General features: G+C 50.3%; 13 protein-coding genes. 6 read left to right on the top strand and 7 right to left on the bottom strand.

The window, feature by feature from the left end:
* Window positions 1–29: 29 nt before the first annotated feature.
* The 3 genes from FJM74_RS06505 to FJM74_RS06495 all read left to right on the top strand — a co-directional run bounded on the left by FJM74_RS06505 (window position 30) and on the right by FJM74_RS06495 (window position 7,700).
* Entirely contained in the window at window positions 30–3,743 is a 3,714-nt protein-coding gene (locus FJM74_RS06505; RefSeq protein ID WP_241738971.1) for a sensor histidine kinase, read from the top strand.
* On the top strand, window positions 3,740–7,207 hold the full coding sequence (locus FJM74_RS06500) for a hypothetical protein (RefSeq protein ID WP_187261761.1): 3,468 nt from the start codon (window positions 3,740–3,742) through the stop codon (window positions 7,205–7,207). The genes FJM74_RS06505 and FJM74_RS06500 overlap by 4 nt, the downstream gene beginning before the upstream one ends.
* A gap of 280 nt (window positions 7,208–7,487) precedes the next feature.
* Window positions 7,488–7,700 carry a hypothetical protein gene (locus FJM74_RS06495; protein WP_187261760.1) on the top strand — a complete coding sequence of 71 codons (213 nt, stop codon included), beginning with the start codon at window positions 7,488–7,490 and terminating at the stop codon, window positions 7,698–7,700.
* Window positions 7,701–8,204: 504 nt separating this feature from the next.
* Here FJM74_RS06495 and ilvA read toward each other — a convergent pair.
* From ilvA to typA, 6 genes are all read right to left on the bottom strand, one after another.
* Window positions 8,205–9,476: a threonine ammonia-lyase IlvA gene (gene ilvA / locus FJM74_RS06490; RefSeq protein WP_187261759.1), complete on the bottom strand. Its 1,272-nt coding sequence runs from the start codon at window positions 9,474–9,476 to the stop codon at window positions 8,205–8,207.
* A 14-nt stretch (window positions 9,477–9,490) separates the two neighbouring features.
* On the bottom strand, window positions 9,491–10,531 hold the full coding sequence (ilvC, locus tag FJM74_RS06485) for a ketol-acid reductoisomerase (protein WP_187261758.1): 1,041 nt from the start codon (window positions 10,529–10,531) through the stop codon (window positions 9,491–9,493).
* 186 nt (window positions 10,532–10,717) lie between these two features.
* The gene (gene ilvN / locus FJM74_RS06480) at window positions 10,718–11,326 is read right to left on the bottom strand and encodes an acetolactate synthase small subunit (protein ID WP_187261757.1); all 609 of its coding nucleotides are present in this window, start codon (window positions 11,324–11,326) and stop codon (window positions 10,718–10,720) included.
* 30 nt (window positions 11,327–11,356) lie between these two features.
* Window positions 11,357–13,099: a biosynthetic-type acetolactate synthase large subunit gene (ilvB, locus tag FJM74_RS06475; RefSeq protein ID WP_187261834.1), complete on the bottom strand. Its 1,743-nt coding sequence runs from the start codon at window positions 13,097–13,099 to the stop codon at window positions 11,357–11,359.
* Window positions 13,062–14,780, bottom strand: a complete 1,719-nt coding sequence (ilvD, locus tag FJM74_RS06470) for a dihydroxy-acid dehydratase (RefSeq protein WP_187261756.1) — start codon at window positions 14,778–14,780, stop codon at window positions 13,062–13,064. The genes ilvB and ilvD overlap by 38 nt, the downstream gene beginning before the upstream one ends.
* 749 nt (window positions 14,781–15,529) lie before the next feature.
* The gene (gene typA / locus FJM74_RS06465) at window positions 15,530–17,335 is read right to left on the bottom strand and encodes a translational GTPase TypA (protein WP_187261755.1); all 1,806 of its coding nucleotides are present in this window, start codon (window positions 17,333–17,335) and stop codon (window positions 15,530–15,532) included.
* Between the two features lie 147 nt (window positions 17,336–17,482).
* Here typA and FJM74_RS06460 point away from each other — a divergent pair, with 147 nt between their 5' ends.
* Window positions 17,483–17,785, top strand: a complete 303-nt coding sequence (locus tag FJM74_RS06460; protein WP_187261754.1) for a hypothetical protein — start codon at window positions 17,483–17,485, stop codon at window positions 17,783–17,785.
* 115 nt (window positions 17,786–17,900) lie between these two features.
* The gene (locus tag FJM74_RS06455) at window positions 17,901–18,800 is read left to right on the top strand and encodes a bestrophin family protein (RefSeq protein ID WP_187261753.1); all 900 of its coding nucleotides are present in this window, start codon (window positions 17,901–17,903) and stop codon (window positions 18,798–18,800) included.
* A 34-nt stretch (window positions 18,801–18,834) separates the two neighbouring features.
* Here FJM74_RS06455 and FJM74_RS06450 read toward each other — a convergent pair whose 3' ends face one another.
* Window positions 18,835–20,967 (bottom strand): J domain-containing protein, encoded by a 2,133-nt coding sequence (locus FJM74_RS06450; RefSeq protein WP_187261752.1) that lies wholly within the window; start codon window positions 20,965–20,967, stop codon window positions 18,835–18,837.
* Window positions 20,968–21,911: 944 nt separating this feature from the next.
* On the opposite strand from FJM74_RS06450, the gene FJM74_RS06445 reads away from it, so the two are divergent.
* Window positions 21,912–22,679: an SDR family oxidoreductase gene (locus FJM74_RS06445; protein ID WP_194349956.1), complete on the top strand. Its 768-nt coding sequence runs from the start codon at window positions 21,912–21,914 to the stop codon at window positions 22,677–22,679.
* The last annotated feature ends 70 nt before the right edge of the window (window positions 22,680–22,749 follow it).

The raw sequence follows: 22,749 nt of genomic DNA, 5'->3' as shown, positions 1-22,749 counted from the left end.
ACTTATTTTCGTAGATAAACTGATCTGCTTTGAATCGGAAGATTGCGCCTGTTCTTTTATTAATTGCCTCGCTGCTGTGTTTTTTCGGCACAGCGGCCCTGCACTTCAATTTCCTGGCTTCAAAACCCGCCGCTAATTACGAGTCGGTAGTGGCGAAAATCAGTGAGCGGGTAGCGGCCTCCATCGACGAAGCCAACCGGGATGCCCGCCATGTTGGTAACCAACTGGTAGAGCATGATGTTTCTTTTTCGCGCTTGCTTCAACAGACGACCTACCCCACGTTTGTTTATAAACAAGACCGGCTGGTCTTCTGGTCCGACCATACCATTATTCCTGACCTGGATTATCCGCCCAAGACTACGAGTCCCATTACTGTTCGGAATGCGTATGGCGCTTTTGTGGTCGTGCCACACCGGGCAGGCGGCTTCGATATTCTGGTCTTTATTCCGCTCCAGATTGATTACCGGATCAGTAATGATTACCTCTCTTCGGGGCTTCAGAAAAGCATATTCGGAAATACAGCTGCTGCCCTTGTGCTGGAGCCGGTACCACAATTGCCTCATATCAGCACCAGTCAAAATCAGTTTCTGTTTTCACTTGATTTTGGTGCTGCCAGAGCAGAAGCAGGGTCCTATTCTTTCAAACTGTTGCTCTTTTCTTTGGGCGTTCTTCTGTTCGTTCTGTTCGCTGCATTCCGGAGCAGGATCCTGTTGAGGAGGGGGAAACACAACGAGGGCATTTTCGGGCTGTTGATCCTGCTGATAACCTTCCGTTTTCTGCTGCTGGTGCTCAACCTGCCGTTTCGCCTGGCAGAGATCGGGCTTTTTGACCCGAGTGTGTATGCGTCTTCGTTCTGGTCGCCCTCTGTAGGCGATTTAGCCATTAATATGCTTATGCTGGGGCTCCTGGCCTGGGCGGCAGCTTACCTGTTCGGTAAAAATGAGGTAACAAGGCAACTGAAAACCTTGCCACAGAGGCAGGTCAGGCAGCTGATAACCGCGTGTTTTGTTGCTATGTTTCTGCTCCTGGGTATGTTGTATCAGTTTTACTACGGCATTTACCACAACTCACCGCTGGTGCTGGACATAAGCCAGTCGCTTGATATAACCAAGTATAAGTTTATTATTTACGGAGTGATGTTTGTGCACACGATGTCGCTCTGTGTCTTCACGTTTATACTGGCTACGGTGGTGTCGGTACTGCTGCAGCAGGTAGAGAAGGCCTGGGCTTATAAAGTGCTCTGGGTGCTTACAGCGGGCCTGTTGATAATGTCGTTGTGGCTGGTGCCATTCTTAAGCGGATTGGTGGTGGCCGGAGCTGGTTTTTGGGTGCTGGTGGTGCTTACGGCACGGTACCGCCATGCCGTAAGTTTCCCGTATCGCAGCTACCTGTTTGTTTTCCTGGTAATTTCGATAAGTGCCCTAACAGGCGCTACAGCGCTTTACACCCATTACCAGAACGAGTTAAAGGAGTACAAGCAAAAGTTCGGGCGCACCATTCTGGCAGACAACGATGTGGCTGGGGAGTACCTGCTGGATGGCGTGGCTGCCAAAATAGCCACCGACCCGCTTATTCAACTGAAAATGAAGGGCCCTTACGTGGACCCCGATTTTATCAGGCGAAAAATATCCAAACAGTACCTCCGCGACTACTTCGACAAATACGAGACCAGCGTGCTGCTGTTCGACAGCCAAGGGCTGGCGCTGGAGAGTGCAGACAGTGCAGTGCCGACGCTGCACGAGCTGCTGGCCAGGTACAATACCCCTCAGACCAGGACGGAGTACAAGGACCTGTTCCTGGTTCGGGACCCGGCAAGGTTCAACACCCGCACCTACCTGAAGGTAATTCAGGTGCCGATCAACAACTGGCAGAGCGGCACCATTATTCTGCAGCTGAGCCTGAAGAAGCTGCTCCCAAACAGCGTGGTACCGGAGCTGCTGGTGGATCAGAAAAACAATCAGCCTTTCAGAGCCGACATGCTGAGCTATGCCCTCTACGACAGCGGCAAGCTCAGTTACAGCGAAGGAGATTACGATTATGCCACCAACTTCAGCAAATCGCTGTTGAACAGGAGCGAGTTTTATAGAAACGGAACTACACACGAGGAACATCACCATTTGGGCATCCGTGATGAGGAATCGCCGGAGCAGGTGCTTATTATAACCACGGAGCAGTATGGGGGCCGGGAACTGCTCTCTAACTTCTCTTTCCTATTCCTGTTTTTTACCGCAGGCATCATTGTTATTGTTCTGCTGTTCCTGCTGCTGCAACGAGACCGGTTTAAGGACTATAGCCCTAATTTCAGCACCAAAATTCAGATTTTCCTGAACTTTGGTATATTGCTTCCATTGCTGCTGGTGAGCATTGTAACAGCCAGCCTGGTTACCGCCTCATACCAAAAAGACCTGATGCGCTCCTATGAGCAGCGGGGAGAGGCCGTGCAGCACAACCTGAGGACGGTACTAAGCCGGGACCTGATGGTGCAGAAGAACTGGCTGTTGCGCCATGTAATGGAAGTCGCCTCTATTTCGGAAGCTGATATAAATGTGTATAACCGGCATGGCAGACTGCTGGTTACCAGCCAACCCCTGATTTTTGAAGCGGGCCTGCTATCGCAGCTGATAAACCCGGAAGCTTTTGCGGCCATTTCGGAACGGCAGGCCCTGCGCGTGCTCCTGGATGAGCAAGCCGGTAACCTGACCTTCAATGCCGTTTATCTGCCGCTGCACGAAGGTGAGAACTCCGATCAGATCGCAGGCTTTATCGGCATCCCGTTCTTTAACTCCGAGAAACAGCTGGACCTGAAACTGATCGAGCTGATCACGACCATCATGAACATCTTTACCGTGATGTTTATGATGTTTATCGTGCTTACTTTTTTTGCATCCCGGGCACTAACTGTACCCCTCCGTATGTTGGCAAATAAGCTGAAGCAGACATCCCTGACCGGTAAAAATGAGATGCTGGCTTACGAGGGCGCTGACGAAATTGGAATGCTGGTACAAGAGTATAACAGGATGCTGCTGACACTGGAGCAGAACAAGATAGAACTGGCCATGCGCGAGAAAGAGGCGGCATGGCGTGAGATGGCACGCCAAGTGGCGCATGAGATCAAGAACCCGCTTACGCCCATGAAGCTGTCGCTGCAGTACCTGCAGAAAGCCATTGCCGAGAAAAAGCCGAACACCGAACAGCTGATCGATAAAATTTCGCATACCCTTATTACTCAGATAAATATACTAAGCGACATAGCCACGTCGTTCTCTAATTTTACGTCGATGCCGGAGCCGAAGGCAGAGCTGATGAATGTGGCAGAAGCCCTGCGAAGAGCAGTAGACCTGCACCACGACACAGCCACCGCCTCGATGACAACTACTATACCGACTGAACCAGTGATGGTGCTGGCAGATGAAAGCCTGATGGTGAGGAGCTTTAATAACCTGCTGCTAAATGCCATACAGGCTGTGCCCACTAGCCGGCAACCACAGATATGCGTATCCCTGGCGATTCAACCAGACCAGAAGGTATTGATTTCTATCAAAGACAATGGCAATGGTATCCCGGCTGATATCCGTAACAGGGTCTTTATTCCAAACTTCAGTACAAAATACACCGGTTCGGGTATAGGACTGGCTGTGGCGAAAAAGGGAATCGAAAATGCAGGCGGAAGTATCTGGTTTGAGACGGAGGAAGATAAAGGCACTACATTTTTTATATCGTTACCCCTGGCGCAGCCAATATGAGGCAGCTGTACCTTATACTTCTTTTTATCAGTTTAAGCTTACCTGTACTGGCGCAGGCACCAGTCAACAACAAGCGCTGTCAGTGGGTACCTGTATCCTCAGACCCCCTTGTGCTCGATTCTCTCACCATACACCCCGCTTCTGTTACCTTCGCTGGCCCAAAGAGCGAGCAATTTGACTTTGATTACAACTACACCACCAACGAGTTCAGGCTAACGAAATTTCCTGCGCCTGATTCCGTAGCAGAGGCAAGCCCGGATTCGGTGCTGGTCTGTTTCCGGGTGATGGCACTGAACCTGACAAAACCTGCCTACAAGAGAGATATTACCAAGCTGGATGTGAGCTCTTTTAAGGAAGATTTTTACCAGGAGGATTTTACTACTCGCGAAGAAATTTTTAAAACGCCCGGTCTGAATAAAACCGGCAGTATTTCGAGAGGCATCTCGTTTGGAAATACGCAAAATGTGTTTGTGAACTCAGCCCTCAACCTGCAGCTCGACGGGAAGCTAACAGACGATATCAGTATTACGGCTGCCATCACAGATCAGAACATTCCTTTTCAGCCGGAAGGCAATACACAGCAGCTCCAGGAGTTCGACCGGGTATACATCACGCTAAAGCATAAAAAGTGGCAGCTCACGGCCGGTGATGTGGTGCTGCAGAGCCGGCCCTCTTATTTTCTGCAGTATTACAAAAATGTGCAGGGGGCCGCTTTTGAGACCATAACCGGCAAATCGGCGGAGCGGCAGGGCATTACCACGGTGGCGGCCTCTGTGTCTAAAGGTAAGTTTGCCTCCCAGACTGTACAGGCGCTGGAGGGGGTGCAGGGGCCATACCGCCTGCGCGGGCCCAACAACGAGCGATTCATTATCGTGCTGGCCAATTCTGAGCGCGTGTTCCTGGATGGCAGGCTGCTCGCCCGCGGCTACGACTTCGACTATACCATCGACTACAACCAGGCGGAAATTACCTTCACCACGCGCCACGTCATCACCAAAAATACCCGCATAAAAGTAGACTTCGAGTACTCCGACATGAACTATAGCCGGGGCATCTATAACATGAGCCATTACCAGACCTTTGGCAAGATGAAGGTGTACGCCAACTATTACAACGAGTCCGATAACCCCAACAACCTCCTGAACCTGGACCTCCGGGACGACGACAAGCGGATGCTGGCCAGCATTGGCGACAGCCTGAACCTGGCCGTTATTCCGGGTGCAATAGAAGTTACCTTCGACCCGAACCAGGTACTGTATGCCCGGCGCGATACCACATACAATGATGGGCAGGGCTTTGCCACGATCTACCGTTATTCCAACCACCCAGACTCGGCTATGTATAACGTGCGTTTCACGGAGGTAGGGCCTAATGCCGGCGACTACGTGGCAGCCAATTCTACAGTGAATGGCCGTGTGTATTCCTGGGTGGCTCCGGTAAATGGGGTGCCACAGGGAAGTTATGCGCCGGTGCGGATTTTGCCAACACCACGCAAGAAGCAGCTTGTTAACCTGGGGGCTTCTTATGAACTGCAGAAGGGCGTAAATTTCTTTGTGGAAGGGGCCGTATCAGAAAACGACCTGAACCGCTTCTCCAAACTCGATGCCCACGACGATCAGGGCAAGGCAGTGCGGGTAGGCTATACCGTACAGGAGAAAGAGGTGTCGCTGCTGGGGCCTTACAAACTGAACAGTGTGCTGAATTATGAGTTTACGGATGAAAACTTTCTGCCCATAGATCGCTACCGCCCCATTGAGTTTGACCGCGACTGGAGTTTAACAGGGGCAGAGCAGAAGGCAGCCGACCATATACTGAACTTCTCGGTGGGAGCTACCAGAGATCAGCACAACAGGTTTAACTACCGCATCAGTCACCGGAACCGTGATGCGCAGCTCAACGGCATGCAGCACTACCTGGATGTGGTGCAGCGGCTGGGCCGGGTAGACCTGCAGAACAACTTCTTTATGCTTAACAGTGCCCAGGGAGAGCGGGAGTCGGATTGGGTACGGGGCGATATAGGCGTGAAGTATAACTCTCGTTGGCTGGTGCCAGGTTATGTGTACCGTTTCGACAAGAACAAAATTACGGCAGCGGACACAGATGCTATTATAGGTTCGGCCATGTACTTTGACGAGCACCTGCTGTATGTGCAGAGCAATGATACAGCCAAAACCAAGTTCAGGCTCGACTACAGCCACCGCACTGACCTGCGCCCCACCGAAAATGGCACCCTGGGGCTGCCGGAGGTGGGGCAGACCTACAACGGCACCGTGCAGACCAGGATAGGGCAGGAGAACGACCTGGCGCTGCAGGTAACGTACCGGAAGCTGGAGTTGGCCACAGCCCAGGACGAGGAGACGGTGCAGTCGCGGGTAGACTGGAACGGCAGTTTCCTAGATGGCAGTTTCCGCTCGGAGTTCAGTTACTCGGTGGGCACCGGGCGGGAGCTGAAGCGTATCTTTATCTTCAGGGAGACACTGCCGGGGCAGGGGACGCACTACCTGCGCGATAGCGGCAACCTTAACGACCTGAACGATTACTTGGAGGCGCAGACTGTAGACCAGCAGCGCTATATCAAAATATTTCTGCCCACCGATGAATACATTAACGCCTACACCAACCGCTTTACCTACCGCCTGAACAGCGCCACCCCCCGCAGCTGGCATAACCAGAAAAACTGGAAAGGGCTGGCCTCTCATTTCTCTGTACTCACCTTTGTAAGTATCGATAAAAAGACCACCGATGAGGACCTGACCAACCGCTTTAACCCTTTCAGCGAGAATTTCGAGGATGAATTTCTGATCTCCCTCGTAAAGTCGCTCCGCAATACCTTCTACTATAACCGCACCAACCCGAAGTATGGGCTGGAGTATACGTTTCAGCAGAACCAGCAAAAGTCGCTGCTCTCCAACGGAGCCGAAACCCGGAGCCTGGGGAGCCACGCGGTGGCAGGAAGGCTCAACCTGAACGAAGTGCTGAGCTCCAGAATGAGTGTAGGGCAGCACGTGCGCGATAACCGCTCCAACTTCCTGACCTCCAAAAATTTCAGGATCGTATCGAGGGAGCTGACGCCTGAGTTAAGCTACCAGCCAGGCACGAAGCTGCGCTTTACGGGAACTTACCAGTTTGCAGTGCGCGAAGATGTGCTGCAGCCAGCCGAGGCAGCGCAGCAGGAGGGGGTGTTTCATGAGTTAGGTCTGGAGACCAAGCTAAATCAGGTAAGTAAGCGCACGGTGGCAGGCACAGTTAAATACGTCAACATCCATTTTACCGGCGATCAACAGACTTTTGTGGCTTACGAGATCCTGAATGCCCTGCGGCCGGGCAACAACCTGACCTGGTCGTTAAACGTGCAGCAGCGTCTGAGCAATGGCCTGAATATTTCGGTGAATTACGACGGGCGCAAAGCAAATGGGATAGGAGCGGTGCATACTGGCAGAACCCAGGTGTCGGTGTTGTTTTAAAAGAGCCTTCCCATAGCCTATCTGCTTAAGCCAGTCGCCAACACCCCAAGAAGCTTATAGCAGCAGGACCCTCCGAGGGTCGGTTTTCATTAGAATAATTGCATAAAAATTATAGGGCAATCAGTTTATTATGAGCAGGTTACTTAGGCTGTTATGATAAAAATACAAAATATACACATCCTTTCCAATCTTAAGTTCGTAAAGATGAGAAATATACGATAGCCCTATGTTTATGACAATTATAAAAGGAGCTATTAAATTTAAACCTAAAAAGTAGATTATGAAAAAGTTATTTTTTGCAGTTGCCGTTCTATTTGGTTCATTTAGCCTTTATTCTTGCGATAATCAGGGTGGAACTGCCAACGATGCTAACGAACAAGTTATAGACTCAGAAACAAGAGTATCTGAGTACGAGGTGGAAGAGACTGTAATCGAAACAGACACTACCACCAGAACTGAGACCATAGACGCTGAGGATACTAATAAACAATAATGACGTGATATAATATAGTATTGAAAAAGTTATAAGCGGGTGCTTTGATCAATTTGATCGAAGCACCCGCTTTTTTTGTATTAGGCTGAGATATGGGCTAATATGATGCGACAGATCTGGCCTCGTCCGCAATTATTTAAATGAAAATGGCCCTTCGGAAGGAATAACTGCTGTACTCTAGTTTGCACCTACCAAATACCTGCCTGGTTATTCAGTTACGATGACATCAGCAAACGAATCTTTAACTTTTTTTGCTTCGTACCATAGCCGTCAGGCTAAGAAGGGAAAAGGCCTTCAGACACTTGTTTGATGCTTTTACATATTGAGCAGCCGCGGTGCTTGTTGGTGAAAAACACACAACAAGGGCCAGCGGGGCAGCTTTTTTGGAATAACAGGATGAAAGTGGCTTGCATAGCCTGACGGCTATGGCCTTCACACAAAAAAAGCCCTGCCTGAAATAATCAGGCAGGGCTTGTACTATTGGTATTGGCAGATTGAGTGCCGCTACACCAGTAAGTTCAGGAAATCCTGTTTGCCGTTCAGGTATTCGTAAGCGAATCCCTCTTCGAGCATTTTCAACTTTATCGTTTCCACATCGTGCGGATGCTTTACTTCTATGCCTACAAACACAGGGCCTTTTTCCTTGTTATTCTTCTTGATGTACTGGAAGTGAATAATATCGTGGTCTGGGTCCAGCACCTTATTCACAAAGGTTCGCAATGCACCAGGCTTCTGGTTGAACGTAACCATAAAGTAGTGCTTCAGGCCCTGGTGCTGCATGGCGCGCTCCTTGATATCCTCCATGCGGGTGATATCGTTGTTGCTGCCACTCACAATGCAAACCACGTTCTTGCCCTCTATCTGACCGGCATAGCCTTTCAGAGCAGAGATAGACAAGGTGCCTGCGGGCTCCAGGACGATGCCTTCCTCGTTGTACATCTTCAGAATGTCTTCGCAGATCTGGCCTTCCGGAATCAGCACCACGTCGTCGAGCAGCTCGCGGCAGATCTCAAAGGTGAGTTCTCCGGGGCATTTCACGGCGGCACCATCTACAAAGCTGTCGATCTGGTCGAGCATCAGGCGCCTGTTCTCCTGTATGGAGCGGTACATAGACGGCGCTCCCATAGGTTGCACACCAATTAGCTTCGTGTGCGGGCTCAGCCGCTTAAACACACTCGCTAGGCCAGAGGCCAGACCACCGCCACCAATCGGCATAAAGCAAAAGTCGATAGAGAAGGAGGCATCTTTCAGAATCTCCAGCCCTACGGTTGCCTGGCCTTCTACAATGGCCATGTCGTCGAAGGGAGGAATAAAGGTGCTGCCACGGCTGTCGCAAAACTCCTTAGCGGCCTTAAAGGTATCGTCGTAAGTGTTGCCTGTCAGCACCACCTCTACCATCTCTTTGCCGAACAGGCGCACCTTGCTCACTTTTTGTTCAGGCGTATTAGAAGGCATAAAGATATAGCCCTTGATACCTAACAACTGGCAGGCATAAGCAACCCCTTGTGCATGGTTACCAGCACTGGAACAAACGATTTCACGCGCTTTCTCCTGCTCCGACAATCCGCACATCTTGTTGTACGCTCCCCTTATTTTGTAAGACCGCACCACCTGCAGATCCTCCCGCTTCAGGTAAATGTTGGCATTGTAGTGCTGCGAGAGCGAGAGGTTCTGCAGTAGGGGTGTTTTGTAAATGACGCCTTTTAAGTTCTTAGCTGCCTTCTCCACTTTTTCAAGCGAGATGGCAGTATCTAAAGGGGCTATAGCTTTATCCATTAAAAATTTACTCCTTATTTAGAGCGCAGTTTTCTTACTACCGCTCCGGTTTGCCATAATTCTGACTCACGTAGTTCTTTCAGCTCGGCCTCCAGGTCCTGACGGTACTCTGGGTTAGAACCTCTCTCGATCGTACGCTGTGCTTCTTTGCCAGAGGCTACGCTATCGTAAAGCTCATTCAGTACAGGCAAAGTAGCTTCTCTGAACTTTCCTTTCCAGTCAAGAGCGCCACGCTGTGCAGTTACAGAGCAGTTCGCGTACATCCAGTCCATTCCGTTTTCGCCTACAAGTGGCACCAGGCTCTGGGTTAATTCTTCTACTGTTTCGTTAAACGCCTCAGAAGGAGAGTGGCCACGCTCACGCAGTACCGCATACTGTGCTTCGATGATACCAGCAAGGGCACCCATCAATACACCACGCTCACCAGTAAGGTCGCTGTATACTTCTTTTTTGAAATCTGTTTCGAACAGGTAACCAGATCCTACTCCGATACCCATAGCAATCGCTTTTTCGTAAGCCTTGCCAGTAGCATCCTGGAACACAGCAAACGAAGAGTTCAGGCCACCACCGGCCAGGAACAGTCTGCGTAGGCTGGTGCCGCTGCCTTTAGGGGCCACCAGAATTACGTCAACATCAGCAGGAGGAATAATGTTGGTATGCTCCTTAAATGTGATGCCGAAGCCATGAGAGAAATAAAGCGTCTTGCCTGGCTTCAGCCTTTCTTTGATAGTTGGCCAAACTGCAATTTGTCCGGCATCAGAAAGCAGGTTGCAGATGATCGTGCCACGCTCCACCGCTTCTTCGATCGGGAACAGGGTCTCGCCTTCCACAAAACCGTCGCTCTTCGCTTTTTCCCAGGAAGAAGAGTCTTTACGCTGACCTACGATAACATTAAATCCATTGTCTCTCATGTTAAGAGCCTGACCAGGACCTTGCACGCCATAACCGATAACTGCGATTACTTCGTCCTTAAGAACTTCCTGAGCTTTTGAAAGAGGGAATTCGTCACGGGTGATAACTGTTTCGTCTACTCCTCCGAAATTGATAGTTGCCATTCTGATTTTAGCTAGTTAATAATTGTTTATTTTATTAGATTTTAGATATTAGATGCTAGATGTTAGACTTTTATATTAGACTTTAATAAAGTGAAGTGGAGTATTGGAAGGAGCTAAAACTCTCTGCCTATAACCAACTATTCAAGAACAAAATCTATAATCTAACATCTAGTATCTAGGATCTTATTACATGGTAAACACTTTGTCGCGGCGGTTGAGGTACTCGTTTTCGATTACCTCGTGGCCGGGTTCCCTGCGCTCGAACTCGCGCAGTTTCCTGTTAAAGCCTTCGCTGTCTTTGATAATTGCGATGCGGGCGCTGCGCACAAACTCGATCAGGCCGAACGGTTGCAGCACTTTTATCAGGTTGTCGGTTTCTTCGCGGTGGCCGGTTGTCTCAAACACGGTGTAGTCTTTCCGGATAACTACGGCACGGGCACCATTCTCGCGCAGCAGTCGCTCTACCAGCGCCTGCTCGGCAATAATGTCGGTCGGAACCTTGTACAGGGCCATTTCCTGCCACACAATATCGTCGTTGGTATTGTAATACACCTTCAGTACCTCTACCTGCTTTTCTATCTGGCTGGCCAGTTTCCGCACCACCTCTTCTGTTACATTAATTACAATGTTGAAACGGTGAATGCCTTCTATTTCAGAAGGGGAGGTGTTCAGGGAGTCGATATTGAGTTTACGGCGCGAGAAGATAGTGGAGATGCGGTTAAGCAAGCCAATGGTGTTCTCGGTGTAAACCGTGATATTATACTCCTGTTTTTCTTGTTGCTGTTGATTCGTCATGCTGTTTTTCTCTTCTACTGGTTGTGAAGACTACTTCAACCTGATCTCGCTCACGCTGCATCCCTGCGGCACCATCGGGAACACGTTGTTCTCTTTTGTTACCATTACTTCGAGCAGGAAAGATCCTTTGTGCGAAAGCATTTCAGTTAAGGCACTCTGCAGATCTTCTCTTTTAGAGATGCTCTTTCCGGCAATGCCATAACCGTCGGCCACTTTCACAAAATCAGGGCTGGTTATGTCTACAAACGAGTAGCGCCTGTCGTGAAACAATTCCTGCCACTGCCTTACCATACCCAGAAACTGGTTGTTGAGTATCAGTATTTTAACATCTACGCCGCTCTGCATAATAGTGCCCAGCTCCTGCAAAGTCATCTGGAAACCACCGTCGCCGATTACGGCCACCACGGTTCTGTCCGGAGCTCCAAATTTGGCACCTATGGCAGCCGGCAGGGCGAAGCCCATGGTGCCTAAGCCGCCGCTGGTAATATTGCTGCGGGTCTTGTTGAGTTTGGCATAGCGGCAGGCTACCATCTGGTGCTGGCCCACGTCTGTTACAATAATCGCCTCACCCCTGGTCTGCTCGTTCAGTTGCTGAATTACTTCGCCCATCGTCAGTTCTTCTGATGTTGGGAAAAGCTCATTCTGGATTACGGCCTCTATTTCCTGTTGCTCGTAGTCGCGGAACTTCTGGAGCCATTCAGTATGCTGCTTTGGCTCGATCAGCTCGGTGAGGAGCGGCAAGGTTTCTTTGCAATCGCCCCAAACCGGTACTGTTGTTTTCACATTCTTATCGATTTCAGAAGGATCGATATCTAAGTGAATAACTTTGGCCTGCCTGGCGTACTTGTCTAAGCGGCCGGTTACGCGGTCGTCGAAACGCATGCCGATGGCAATCAGCACATCGCACTCGTTGGTGAGCACGTTAGGGCCATAGTTGCCGTGCATGCCCAGCATGCCCACATTTTGCGGGTGGTCGCTTGGCAGGGAGCCGGCTCCCATAATGGTCCAGGCGGCTGGTATGCCGCTCTTCTCTATAAATTCTCTAAACTCCTGCTCCGCCGAACCCAGCATTACGCCCTGCCCCCAAAGCACAAAAGGTTTTTTTGCAGCGTTGATAAGTTCTGCAGCCTGCTCTATGTACTCTTTGCGCACAATGGGCTTAGGCCGGTAGCTGCGCACATGGTCGCAGCGGTTATAGCCCTTGAACTCGAACTTCTGGATCTGGGCGTTTTTAGCAATGTCGATCAGCACTGGTCCGGGGCGGCCACTTTTGGCAAAGTAAAATGCCTTGGCCAGCACTTCCGGGATCTCGGTAGCATCGGTTATCTGATAATTCCACTTGGTAACCGGGGCCGAGATGCTGATCACATCTGCCTCCTGAAAAGCATCGGTTCCCAGCAGGTGCGCAAACACCTGGCCTGTAATGCAAACCAGCGGCGTGCTGTCTATCTGCGCATCGGCCAGCCCAGTAATAAGGTTGGTGGCGCCGGGGCCACTGGTGGCAAACACCACACCCACCTTGCCCGATGAACGTGCATAGCCCTGGCCAGCATGAATGCCGCCCTGCTCGTGGCGCACCAACACATGATTCACTTTGTCCATGTAGCCATAGAGCGCATCGTAGATGGGCATAATGGCACCGCCAGGATATCCAAATATGGTGTCTACTCCCTCTGCCAGGAGAATTTTTACAAGAGCTTCACTACCAGTGATAGTTTCTGCCACCTGATCTTCTTTAAGCAATTCCGGAGCTTGTTTCTCGTTCGTTAACATAAGCATCTTCTAAATCTGTAATACATCCGTTACTTGCGTCGCTTACTGTTCTGCGGTACTTGAGCAGCACACCCTGCGTCACGTTTGGCGCGGGTCTGCTCCATTTGTCGCGGCGCAGGCTCAGCAGCGCATCATCTACCTGCACGTGTATAGAGTTAGTAGTGGCATCCAACACAATCCAGTCGCCGTCTTCTACCAGGGCTATGTTGCCACCGTCGTAGGCTTCCGGGGTTACGTGGCCAATCACAAAGCCGTGCGTACCGCCTGAGAAACGGCCGTCTGTAATAAGCGCTACTTTATCGCCCAGGCCGGCTCCCATAATAGCAGAGGTTGGCTTCAGCATTTCTGGCATGCCGGGTCCTCCTTTGGGGCCTACATACCGGATGACGACCACATGACCTGCTTTTATCTTGCCTTGCGTAATACCTTCGTTCAATTCTTCTTCTGAGTTGAAAACAATGGCAGGCCCTTCGAACCGCTCTCCTTCTTTACCGGATATTTTGGCCACGCCGCCTTTGGTAGCGAGGTTGCCGTACAGGATCTGAATATGGCCATCGGCTTTAATTGGGTCAGACATGGGGCGGAGCAGGTCCTGCTCCTCGCCAAGCGGCTTCACATCGGCCAGGTTCTCGGCTATGGTCTTACCTGTTACGGTCAGCAGGTCCCCGTTAATCAAGCCTTCATTTAACAAGGTTTTCATAACAGCCGGCACACCACCAACGGTAAAAAGGTCTTCCATCAGGTACTTGCCACTTGGCTTCAGGTCACCCAGCAGCGGCGTACGGTCACTCACGGCCTGGAAATCTTCCAGCGTCAGTTTCACGCCAGCCGCATGGGCAATGGCGATCAGGTGGATAACCGCGTTGGTAGAGCCGCCCAGCACGGTGATCAGGACCATGGCATTTTCGAAGGCTTCTCTTACCAGGATATCTCTTGGCTTAATATCTTTTTCGAGCAGGAGTTTCAGGTAAGTGCCTGTGTTCAGACACTCGTCGCGCTTCTCCTGGCTTACGGCCGGCAGAGAGGAAGAGTACGGAAGCGACATGCCGAGCGCCTCCGCTGCAGAAGCCATGGTGTTGGCTGTGTACATACCGCCACAGGCACCGGGGCCAGGGCAGGCATTTCGGATAATTCCTTTATAATCCTCATCCGAGATCTCGCCGTTCAGCTTTTTGCCGAATGCCTCGAAGCATGATACAATATTCAGTTTATTTCCTTTAAACAAACCACCTTTAATCGTGCCGCCATACACCATCATGCTGGGGCGGTTCAGGCGGGCCATGGCAATAAGGGAGCCGGGCATGTTTTTGTCGCAGCCTACCACACAGGCCAGCGCATCGTAGTTGTGTGCACCAGCCATCGCCTCAATAGAGTCGGCAATAATCTCGCGCGACACGAGCGAATAGCGCATGCCAGCCGTGCCGTTGGTAATGCCGTCGCTTACGCCAATGGTATTAAAACGTAGCCCCACCAGGTCAAGTCCCGAGACGCCCAGTTTCACATCGTCTGCCAGGTCGTTGAGGTGCATGTTGCAGGTGTTGCCTTCAAAGCCGGTAGAGCAAATGCCCACAAACGGCTTGCGCAGATCCTGTTCCGATAATCCAGAGCCGATCAGCATGGCCTGTGAGGCAGGCAGGCTGTCGTCTTGCGTATAAATGCGGCTAAATTTGTTTAATGCCATTGTTGTATTTATTTTTAACAAGGTTATTTGCTGCAGCGCCAATCTTAATGATCAGAATCCTGCCTTTATTCTTTATTTGAGTGACATTCCTTCTTCTAACCTAAAGTCATGGATGCCAGTTAAATCTGCTTACAATTTCAGCTATTTACTCCTGCAAGTGAAATCTTTTTTTTTATTTGCCACTATTTCTAAAGCCTTTCGAAACATCTTTAACTTATTGATAACAAGTTGGTTGATTGTTTTAGTTCTACAATCTCTAACCCTGAAATACTTTCCAAATTTCCGCGGCTTCAGCGGTATTTTATAAGGAGTTGCATGGCTGCACTGACCACCGCCGCACGAGTCGTTGCTAAATGAGCCTGAAGTTAAGAGCTTTTTGTGAAATTGTATAGGCGGAGCGGGTTTGCGGCAGAGGCTCCGGTCTGTAAGCGGATTAACGTTAGTCTGTGCTGCAGCCATGCCAGCCACTACATCAGATTGGTAGGTGTTGCCAGTACTGCCTGGTACCTGGTGTGTCGGTTTGATGAAATTATTTCAATAAAAAGGCCCCTCAGGACCATTTTGCACTGCTGCTGATCCTGTATGCGACATGTTTTACATAAGCCCACTTACTCTCGGATTAAGAGCAATGCCTGACAATTGAATATGCCGAATGTTATTCCTGTTTCAAGGCTGCTTCTCCAGTAGAAAAAAAATCCCCCCAGCCAACAAAGTTGCCTGGGGGGATTGGAAAGTAAGTTTTTAAGTTCTTACGAATCTGATTTCGACATGCGGTTACGCTCGTTCTCATCGAGGTAAATTTTACGCATGCGGATGCTTTTCGGCGTTACTTCCAGCAATTCATCTTTCTGGATGTATTCCATGGCTTCTTCCAGCGAGAAGTTTTTGGCAGGAGCGATCTTCACGTTGTCGTCTGATCCGGAGGCACGCATGTTGGTCAGCTTCTTGCCTTTCTGGATGTTCACCGTGATGTCGTTCTGGCGGCTGTGCTCTCCGATTACCTGGCCCATGTATACATCTACGCCCGGATCGACGAAGAAAGTGCCGCGGTCCTGCAGCTTGTCGATAGAGTAGGCTGTGCCGGGGCCTGTCTCCATAGAAATGATAGAACCGTTGTTGCGGCCCGGGATCGGTCCTTTGTAGGGCTCGTAGCTCTGGAAGCGGTGGTTCATGATCGCCTCGCCAGCCGTAGCGGTGAGTACGTTGTTACGCAGGCCGATCAGGCCACGCGCCGGGATGGTGAACTCCAGGTGCTGCAGGTCGCCTTTCGGCTCCATAATGGCCAGTTCGCCTTTGCGCATCGATACCAGCTCGATTACCTTGCCGGCTGTTTCTTCCGGCACATCTACTACCAAAAGCTCGATAGGCTCGTGGCGCACGCCGTCTATTTCTTTGAAGATTACCTGTGGCTGACCAACCTGTAGCTCATAGCCTTCGCGGCGCATGGTTTCGATTAGTACGGACAAGTGCAGAATGCCACGGCCGAACACCAGGAACGAGTCTTCGCGGTCGGTTTCCTGCACACGCAGGGCCAGGTTCTTCTCCGTTTCTTTGAACAGGCGGTCGCGCAGGTGGCGCGATGTTACGAATTTGCCCTCTTTGCCGAAGAAAGGAGAGTTGTTGATCGTAAACAGCATGTTCATGGTTGGCTCATCGATAGAGATACGCTGGAGCTGCTCCGGATTTTCAGCATCGGCAATGGTGTCGCCAATGTCAAAGCCTTCGATGCCCGTAATAGCGCAGATTTCGCCGGCCGATACTTCCTGCACAGATTTCCTGCCCAGTCCTTCAAACACCTGCAGTTCTTTTATGCGGCCTTTCTTAATCGTGCCGTCGGCCTTGCACAGGCTGATGGGCATGCCTTCTTTCAGGGTGCCTCGGTGCACGCGGCCAATGGCGATACGACCCACAAAAGAGGAGTAGTCGAGCGACGTGATCTGCATTTGCGGGGAGCCTTCGCGGTAAGGCGCCGGTGGAATCTCTTCGATGATGGCATCCAGAAGTGGCGTGATATCCTCTGTTCTCTCTTTCCAGTCGCGGCTCATCCAGCCATTCTTGGAAGAACCGTAGAGCGTTACGAAGTCCAGTTGGTCTTCGGAGGCATCCAGGTTAAACATCAGGTCGAACACCTGCTCGTGCACCTCGTCGGGGCGGCAGTTCTCTTTGTCTACTTTGTTTACTACCACAATCGGCTTCAGGCCAAGCTGTATGGCTTTGCTCAGCACGAAGCGTGTCTGGGGCATGGCGCCTTCAAAAGCGTCGACCAGCAGCAGCACGCCGTCGGCCATTTTAAGTACACGCTCTACCTCACCACCGAAGTCGGCGTGACCAGGCGTGTCAATAATGTTGATTTTAACGTCTTTGTAGCGAACCGACACGTTTTTGGAAACGATCGTAATGCCTCGCTCACGCTCCAGGTCGTTGTTGTCCAGAATCAGGTCGTCAAAGTGCTGGTGCTCAGCGAAAAGCTTTGAGGCGTGGATGATCTTATCTACGGTCGTGGTCTTGCCGTGGTCAACGTGTGCGATAATCGCGATATTTCGAATATTTTGCATTGAATAGGGTTTTCGAGGCGCAAAGCTACGGAAAAGGGATCATATTTTTAGTAGGCAGCCTGAAATAAACTGATTATTAAATTTTTAAGTGCTTATTTTACAGCTGAATGGGGTTTTCTCAGGTGGTTAACATAGCCGTAGCAGAGTTTGTTCATTCCAACTGCTGCAATGCTGCAAAAAGAACAGGATTTTCTGTTTTTAGCACCGGCTAGAACGAAAAAGCCCCTGTGTATGCTATCGCCTGCAAGCGGCATCAGAAAGCTCCGGAGGGCCTTTTTGATTAGAATAATTCGGATACACGCATTTTATCCTTCTCCCCCAAACCTGCCAGTGCTTACTCAGAAGAACTCCGTGAACTTGCTGGTTAAAGTGCTTTTAGGTTCTGCTTCAGGAGTTGGTTTTAAAATCAGCGAAGCACTGGCCTACCTCAAGGAGCAATTATTTGAATGAAAAAGGCCCTCCGGAGCTTTCTGATGCCGCTGCCGACGGAGAATTTTGTTGTTTTAATATATCTGCCTTATCAGTAGCTTTGCGCCCTGCCTGATGCTCCTTTTCGTAACCCGACATGATAAATTATAACCCGAAGGATTGGTTCTTCTTCCTGGTCCGGTTTCCTAAGGCCGACACCTTCCGGAAGCTCTTCCCGCTGATGATCCTGGTGAGCCTTTACTCCTGCCTGATTGCTTACTTTGAGCTGAACCATCTAAATCTGACAGAAACAAACCATATCCGGAATGTGGGGCTGATGCACGGGGTGCTGGGTTTCGTGATTTCGCTCCTGTTGGTGTTCCGCACCAACACCGCTTACGACCGCTGGTGGGAAGGGCGCAGAATCTGGGGCGGCCTTACAAATTCCAGCCGCAACCTGGCCATTATGCTTCAGGCTTGCCTGGAGGAAGAGGACGACAGGGTGTTCTTCAGGAGAACAATTCCGGGCTATGCGTTTGCCTTAAAAAGCCTGCTCCGCGAAAACGAGGATTTCCATGAGATTGACCCGGTGCTGGACCTCAAAAAAGAACGGCACCTGCCCAACCAGATCGCCGCCAGCATGTATCAGAAAATAACCCGGCTGCACATGCAGGGCAAGCTGTCGGCTACGCAACTGCTGGCGCTCGATGCAGAAGTAAGGGCCCTTACGAACCATTGCGGTGCCTGCGAGCGCATTAAGAACACACCCATACCCTTCACCTACAGCGTGTTCATCAAAAAGTTCATTTTCTTTTTTGTGATGACCCTGCCCTTTGGCTGGGTGTTCAGTATGGGCTATTTCGTGGTTCCGGTGGTGGTGCTGATCCTGTATGCACTGGCGAGCCTGGAGCTGATAGCCGAAGAAATTGAGAACCCTTTCGGCACCGATGCCAACGACCTGCCCCTCGACCAGATTTGCCAGAACATCCGCAAGCACGTGGGCGAACTGCTAAGCGAGCCTTACACCACTGCGGTACCAGCTGTTACTCCAGCGTAAGCTGTATAAACATGTTGGTGTGGGTTTGCCCGCCCTAGAAAAAGCTTTTGATCTTCGACATGTTCAGCAGCTTTTCCTTTACATGGAAGTTGGCCCTGCCCAGCTGCCGCCCCTGCTCGGTGCAGATCTCTACCTGGTGGTCTCCTGCTACAAAGGTGCTCTCGTGGTCGCTGCCCCAGCCAGCCAGGTAAATGTACTGTTCCTGAGGCGAGTACTCTATGGTGGCGGCAAAAGAGTAGCCGCTCGGCGACGATTTGGGGTTAAAGTAAAGCTCTCCGTTTGGCTTCCTGTATTTTACCAGCACAGGGAGCTTTCCGGATGTTTCTGCCAGCATGGTCACTTTCAGCCGGCTGAAAATGTATTTTATATCCTGCTTATAAAACGTGTCGCCGTATTCGTCTGGTTTATTAGAGTTAAAGAAATCCATCTGCTCCACTATAAATGGCTGCACTTTGGCCAGGCCCCTGTATTTCTGTTTGGTGTTTTCGACTTCTTTCAGCAATTCCTGCGCCTTTAGCTGCTGATTATGATGTGTGGTTTCCAGCTCCTTTACTTTTTGCAGGAGGTCAAGTTTCAGCTTTGTCTCGCGTTCCAGGTCGCGTGTTTTGTGCTGAATAGCCGTTTGTTTCGCGCCGTTTTCCTGGGTTAGTTCCTGCACTTTTTTCTGTAGCGCCTGTTTCTGCTCTGCCTCCAGCTCCAGTACCTGTATTTTCTTCCGGAGGTCGTGTTGCTTTTTCTTTTCCAGCGCCAGTTCCTGCACTTTGCCATCGTGGGCAATGGCCCTGGCCTTTACATCCAGCTCCAGCTCCCTTACCTTTTTCTGAAGCTCCTTCCGGGCAGCCGCTTCTTTTTCTTGGTCAGCTATTTTGCACCGGATAATGCTTGTCTGGCTATCAGCCTCCAGTTCCAGCTCCTGAATCCGGTTCTGCAGCTGCAGTTGCTGTTTCACCTGTGCCTCCAGTCCTTCTATTGTTAGCTGTAGCGCCTGCTTCTGAACCGCTGCTGTTTCCAGTTCAATTGTTTTGTTTTGCAGGTCGCCTTTCAGAATTTCGGTCTCTAGCTCCAGTTCCTGCACTTTTTCCTGTAGTTCCAGCTTCTGGTTTACTTCCTTCTCCAGCTCTTTTACTTTTTGCTGCAGGCTGTTTTGCTTAGAGTTTACCTCTGTCTCCAGTTGGTTTATGCGGGCTTGCAGCACATGGGTTTGGTAGGCGTCGGGGTTCTGGTCCTGCATCTTCTTCAATTCCAGCAGCAGGCTGTCTTTGCTGGCGTCGGTCTCCTGCTGCAGTGCCTCTATCTTTTGCAGGAGTTCACGTTTGGTGGCAGCTTCCTGTTCCAGCTCCTGCTCGTTTTGCTGCAGGCTGGCCTGGCGTTGGCTCACTTGCTGCTCGAGTTGTTGTATAGTTTGCAGGAGGTTGGTCTTTTCTTGCATGGCTTTTAGCTCCGCGGTTTCCAGCCTGCTGCTGAGCTTTTGCCCTATTGCCTTAGCCTCCAGTTCCAGGGCATCTATTCGTTGCCGGAGCGCTTGTTTTTGAGCCGCTTCAAGGGCAAGTGCTTCTGTCTGTGTTTTAAGAAGAGCCTTTGCGTTCTCAGATTCCTGCTCCAGTTCCCCGATCCTGCTCTTCAGACCGTTTTTTACGTTTTCTGCCTGCAGTTCCAGCGCCTGTAGCTGCTGTTGCGGCACTGCCTCCGGTGCTGCCTCCGGAGTTTTTTTCCTGGCCTCTTGGGTAAGAGTGGCCGCTTGCTGCTCGAGCTCCTGCACTTTTGCCTTTAGTTCATTTCTGTCGGTTTTTACCTCGAAGAGCGTTTTTATAAAATACTCCAGTTCCTGGCCAAGCGCCTTTTTTTCCTCCTGTATTGTTGAGATCAGCTTGTTTTGCTCGTTTATCTTGAGCTCCAGCCTCGTTACCTGAAACTGAAGCTGCTTGGCGCCTGCATTGCTGCTAAACTCCGACGGGCTGAACCGCCTGGTATCGTATGTGCGCTTTTTCTCCGTGTTCGATAGGGTGGCGTATGCCTCCTGCACTTCTTTAAAGTAGTTTTCAAAAAAGCGCTCGCCATGGTTCAGGTCAGGGTGAATCTTTTTAGACAATTTCCGGTAGGCTTCCTTTATCTCTACCTGAGAGGCTGATTCTTCAATGCCTAGTAATAAGTAGTAGTTCTTCGTCATGGGTATTTCTGCCTAAAATAAGCTTTGCATGGAGTTTGTTCAGGCCGTGGGTATATTTTTAAAATTTACTGGCGACTATCGCCTTTTCTGGCGGCTTCCCAAAATGGGCTAAACGCCCTCTAATATAATGGATTATTGTAATATTATATACAAATATTGAAAATATTCTGAAATTCTGAGGAGGCTCCAGAGGCAATTATAAAAATGCTGGCACTTAGGGCTTAGCTTTTCCCATTTTAACACATGAATTAATAAGTCCTGCATCCCTAAAAGTATCTGGAATGTACCACTTAATTCTTGCTGCCTGTTGACTGAGGCGCTGATATTTCTAATTACGATAAGTTGAGGCGATGCTAAACCGAAATTATCTTTCAGGTTTGATAGCCTGCTCTATTATGGCCTGATAGTAACCGGGGAGGCCATTTTCTCAGTTGTATCCGATATTACCGGCAGATTGTTGAAAAAAGTGCACAGGAAGCGCCGGCTTCAGGAAAAATGATCCTTATCATTGATTATAGGTTACAGAAAGAGGACCTTCACCCGGTAGGTTATTACGGGAAATTTTCTATGATAAGATGTCTTCTTTTCAGTATGCTGGCTGTGTCTCCCAAAATTCCTGCTGTAATTGAACAATATCTGCAAACACACCTTCTGTATTTCTGCTTTTTCAGGGCCATGCGCATGCCACCTGCCAGGAAACAATTGTGCATAGAAGGGGCAAATGCATGCTTCTGTGCCAACAGGCGGTAATGTCTCGGCAAAGCCTGGAAGTTATTATAGACGGCGACTTGCCATCCCGGAAACCGGATTTGTACTGCCATTTGCTACAGGGCACAAGATGCAAGATTTATAACAATTAGTACAAATCAGATGTTGGGTTCTGGTAAGTTTTGCCACTACCTACACGCTGAAAAAAAATAAAACCATTTATAAATAATCATAAAATGAACATTCTAAATCATTTTGAGCTTGCCGGCAAGACAGCCCTTGTAACCGGTAGCGACACAGGGCTTGGCCAGGCAATGGCCATTGCCTTAGCAGAAGCCGGCGCCGATGTAGTGGGAGCTTCTAATGCAGAGGCCATACTCGGCGGCGATACAGAAAAAGCGGTACTGGCCCTTGGCCGTAAGTTTAGCGGCTATGTAGTCGATATCTCAGACCGCGAAAGCCTGTACGGATTTATAAACGAAGTAAAGGCAAACCACACCATCGATATCCTGATAAATAACGCCGGCATGATTCTGCGCCAGCCTGTGGCCGAGCACCCCGACGAATGGTGGGACAAAGTGATTTCGGTTAACCTCGATGCCCAGTTTATCTGCACCCGGGAGTTTGGCAAAGACATGATTGCCAGAGGAAGCGGTAAAGTTGTTTTCACCTGCTCCTTACTTAGCTTCCAGGGGGGCATAAACGTGCCAGGATACACGGCCAGTAAGTCGGCAGTGGCAGGATTGGTGAAGGCCTTTGCAAACGAGTGGGCGTCTAAAGGCGTGAATGTGAACGGCATTGCCCCTGGCTATATCGCCACCAACAACACCGAAGCGCTGCGTGCTGATCCGGTTCGATCTAAATCTATTCTGGAGCGCATTCCGGCAGGCCGCTGGGGCGAGCCGCAAGACTTTAAAGGGCCGGTTGTTTTCCTGGCCTCAGATGCTGCTGCTTATGTAAACGGTGCCATTCTGCTGGTAGATGGCGGCTGGATGGCCCGGTAGTTTTTGTATTCATCTGTACTCAGAGCGCGAGCCATTTCCTGGTTCGCGCTTTTTTTTGAGCTTCCGGGTA

Source organism: Pontibacter beigongshangensis (assembly GCF_014332515.1).
Lineage (GTDB): Bacteria > Bacteroidota > Bacteroidia > Cytophagales > Hymenobacteraceae > Pontibacter > Pontibacter beigongshangensis.
This window is presented reverse-complemented; position numbering and strand designations above follow the sequence as displayed.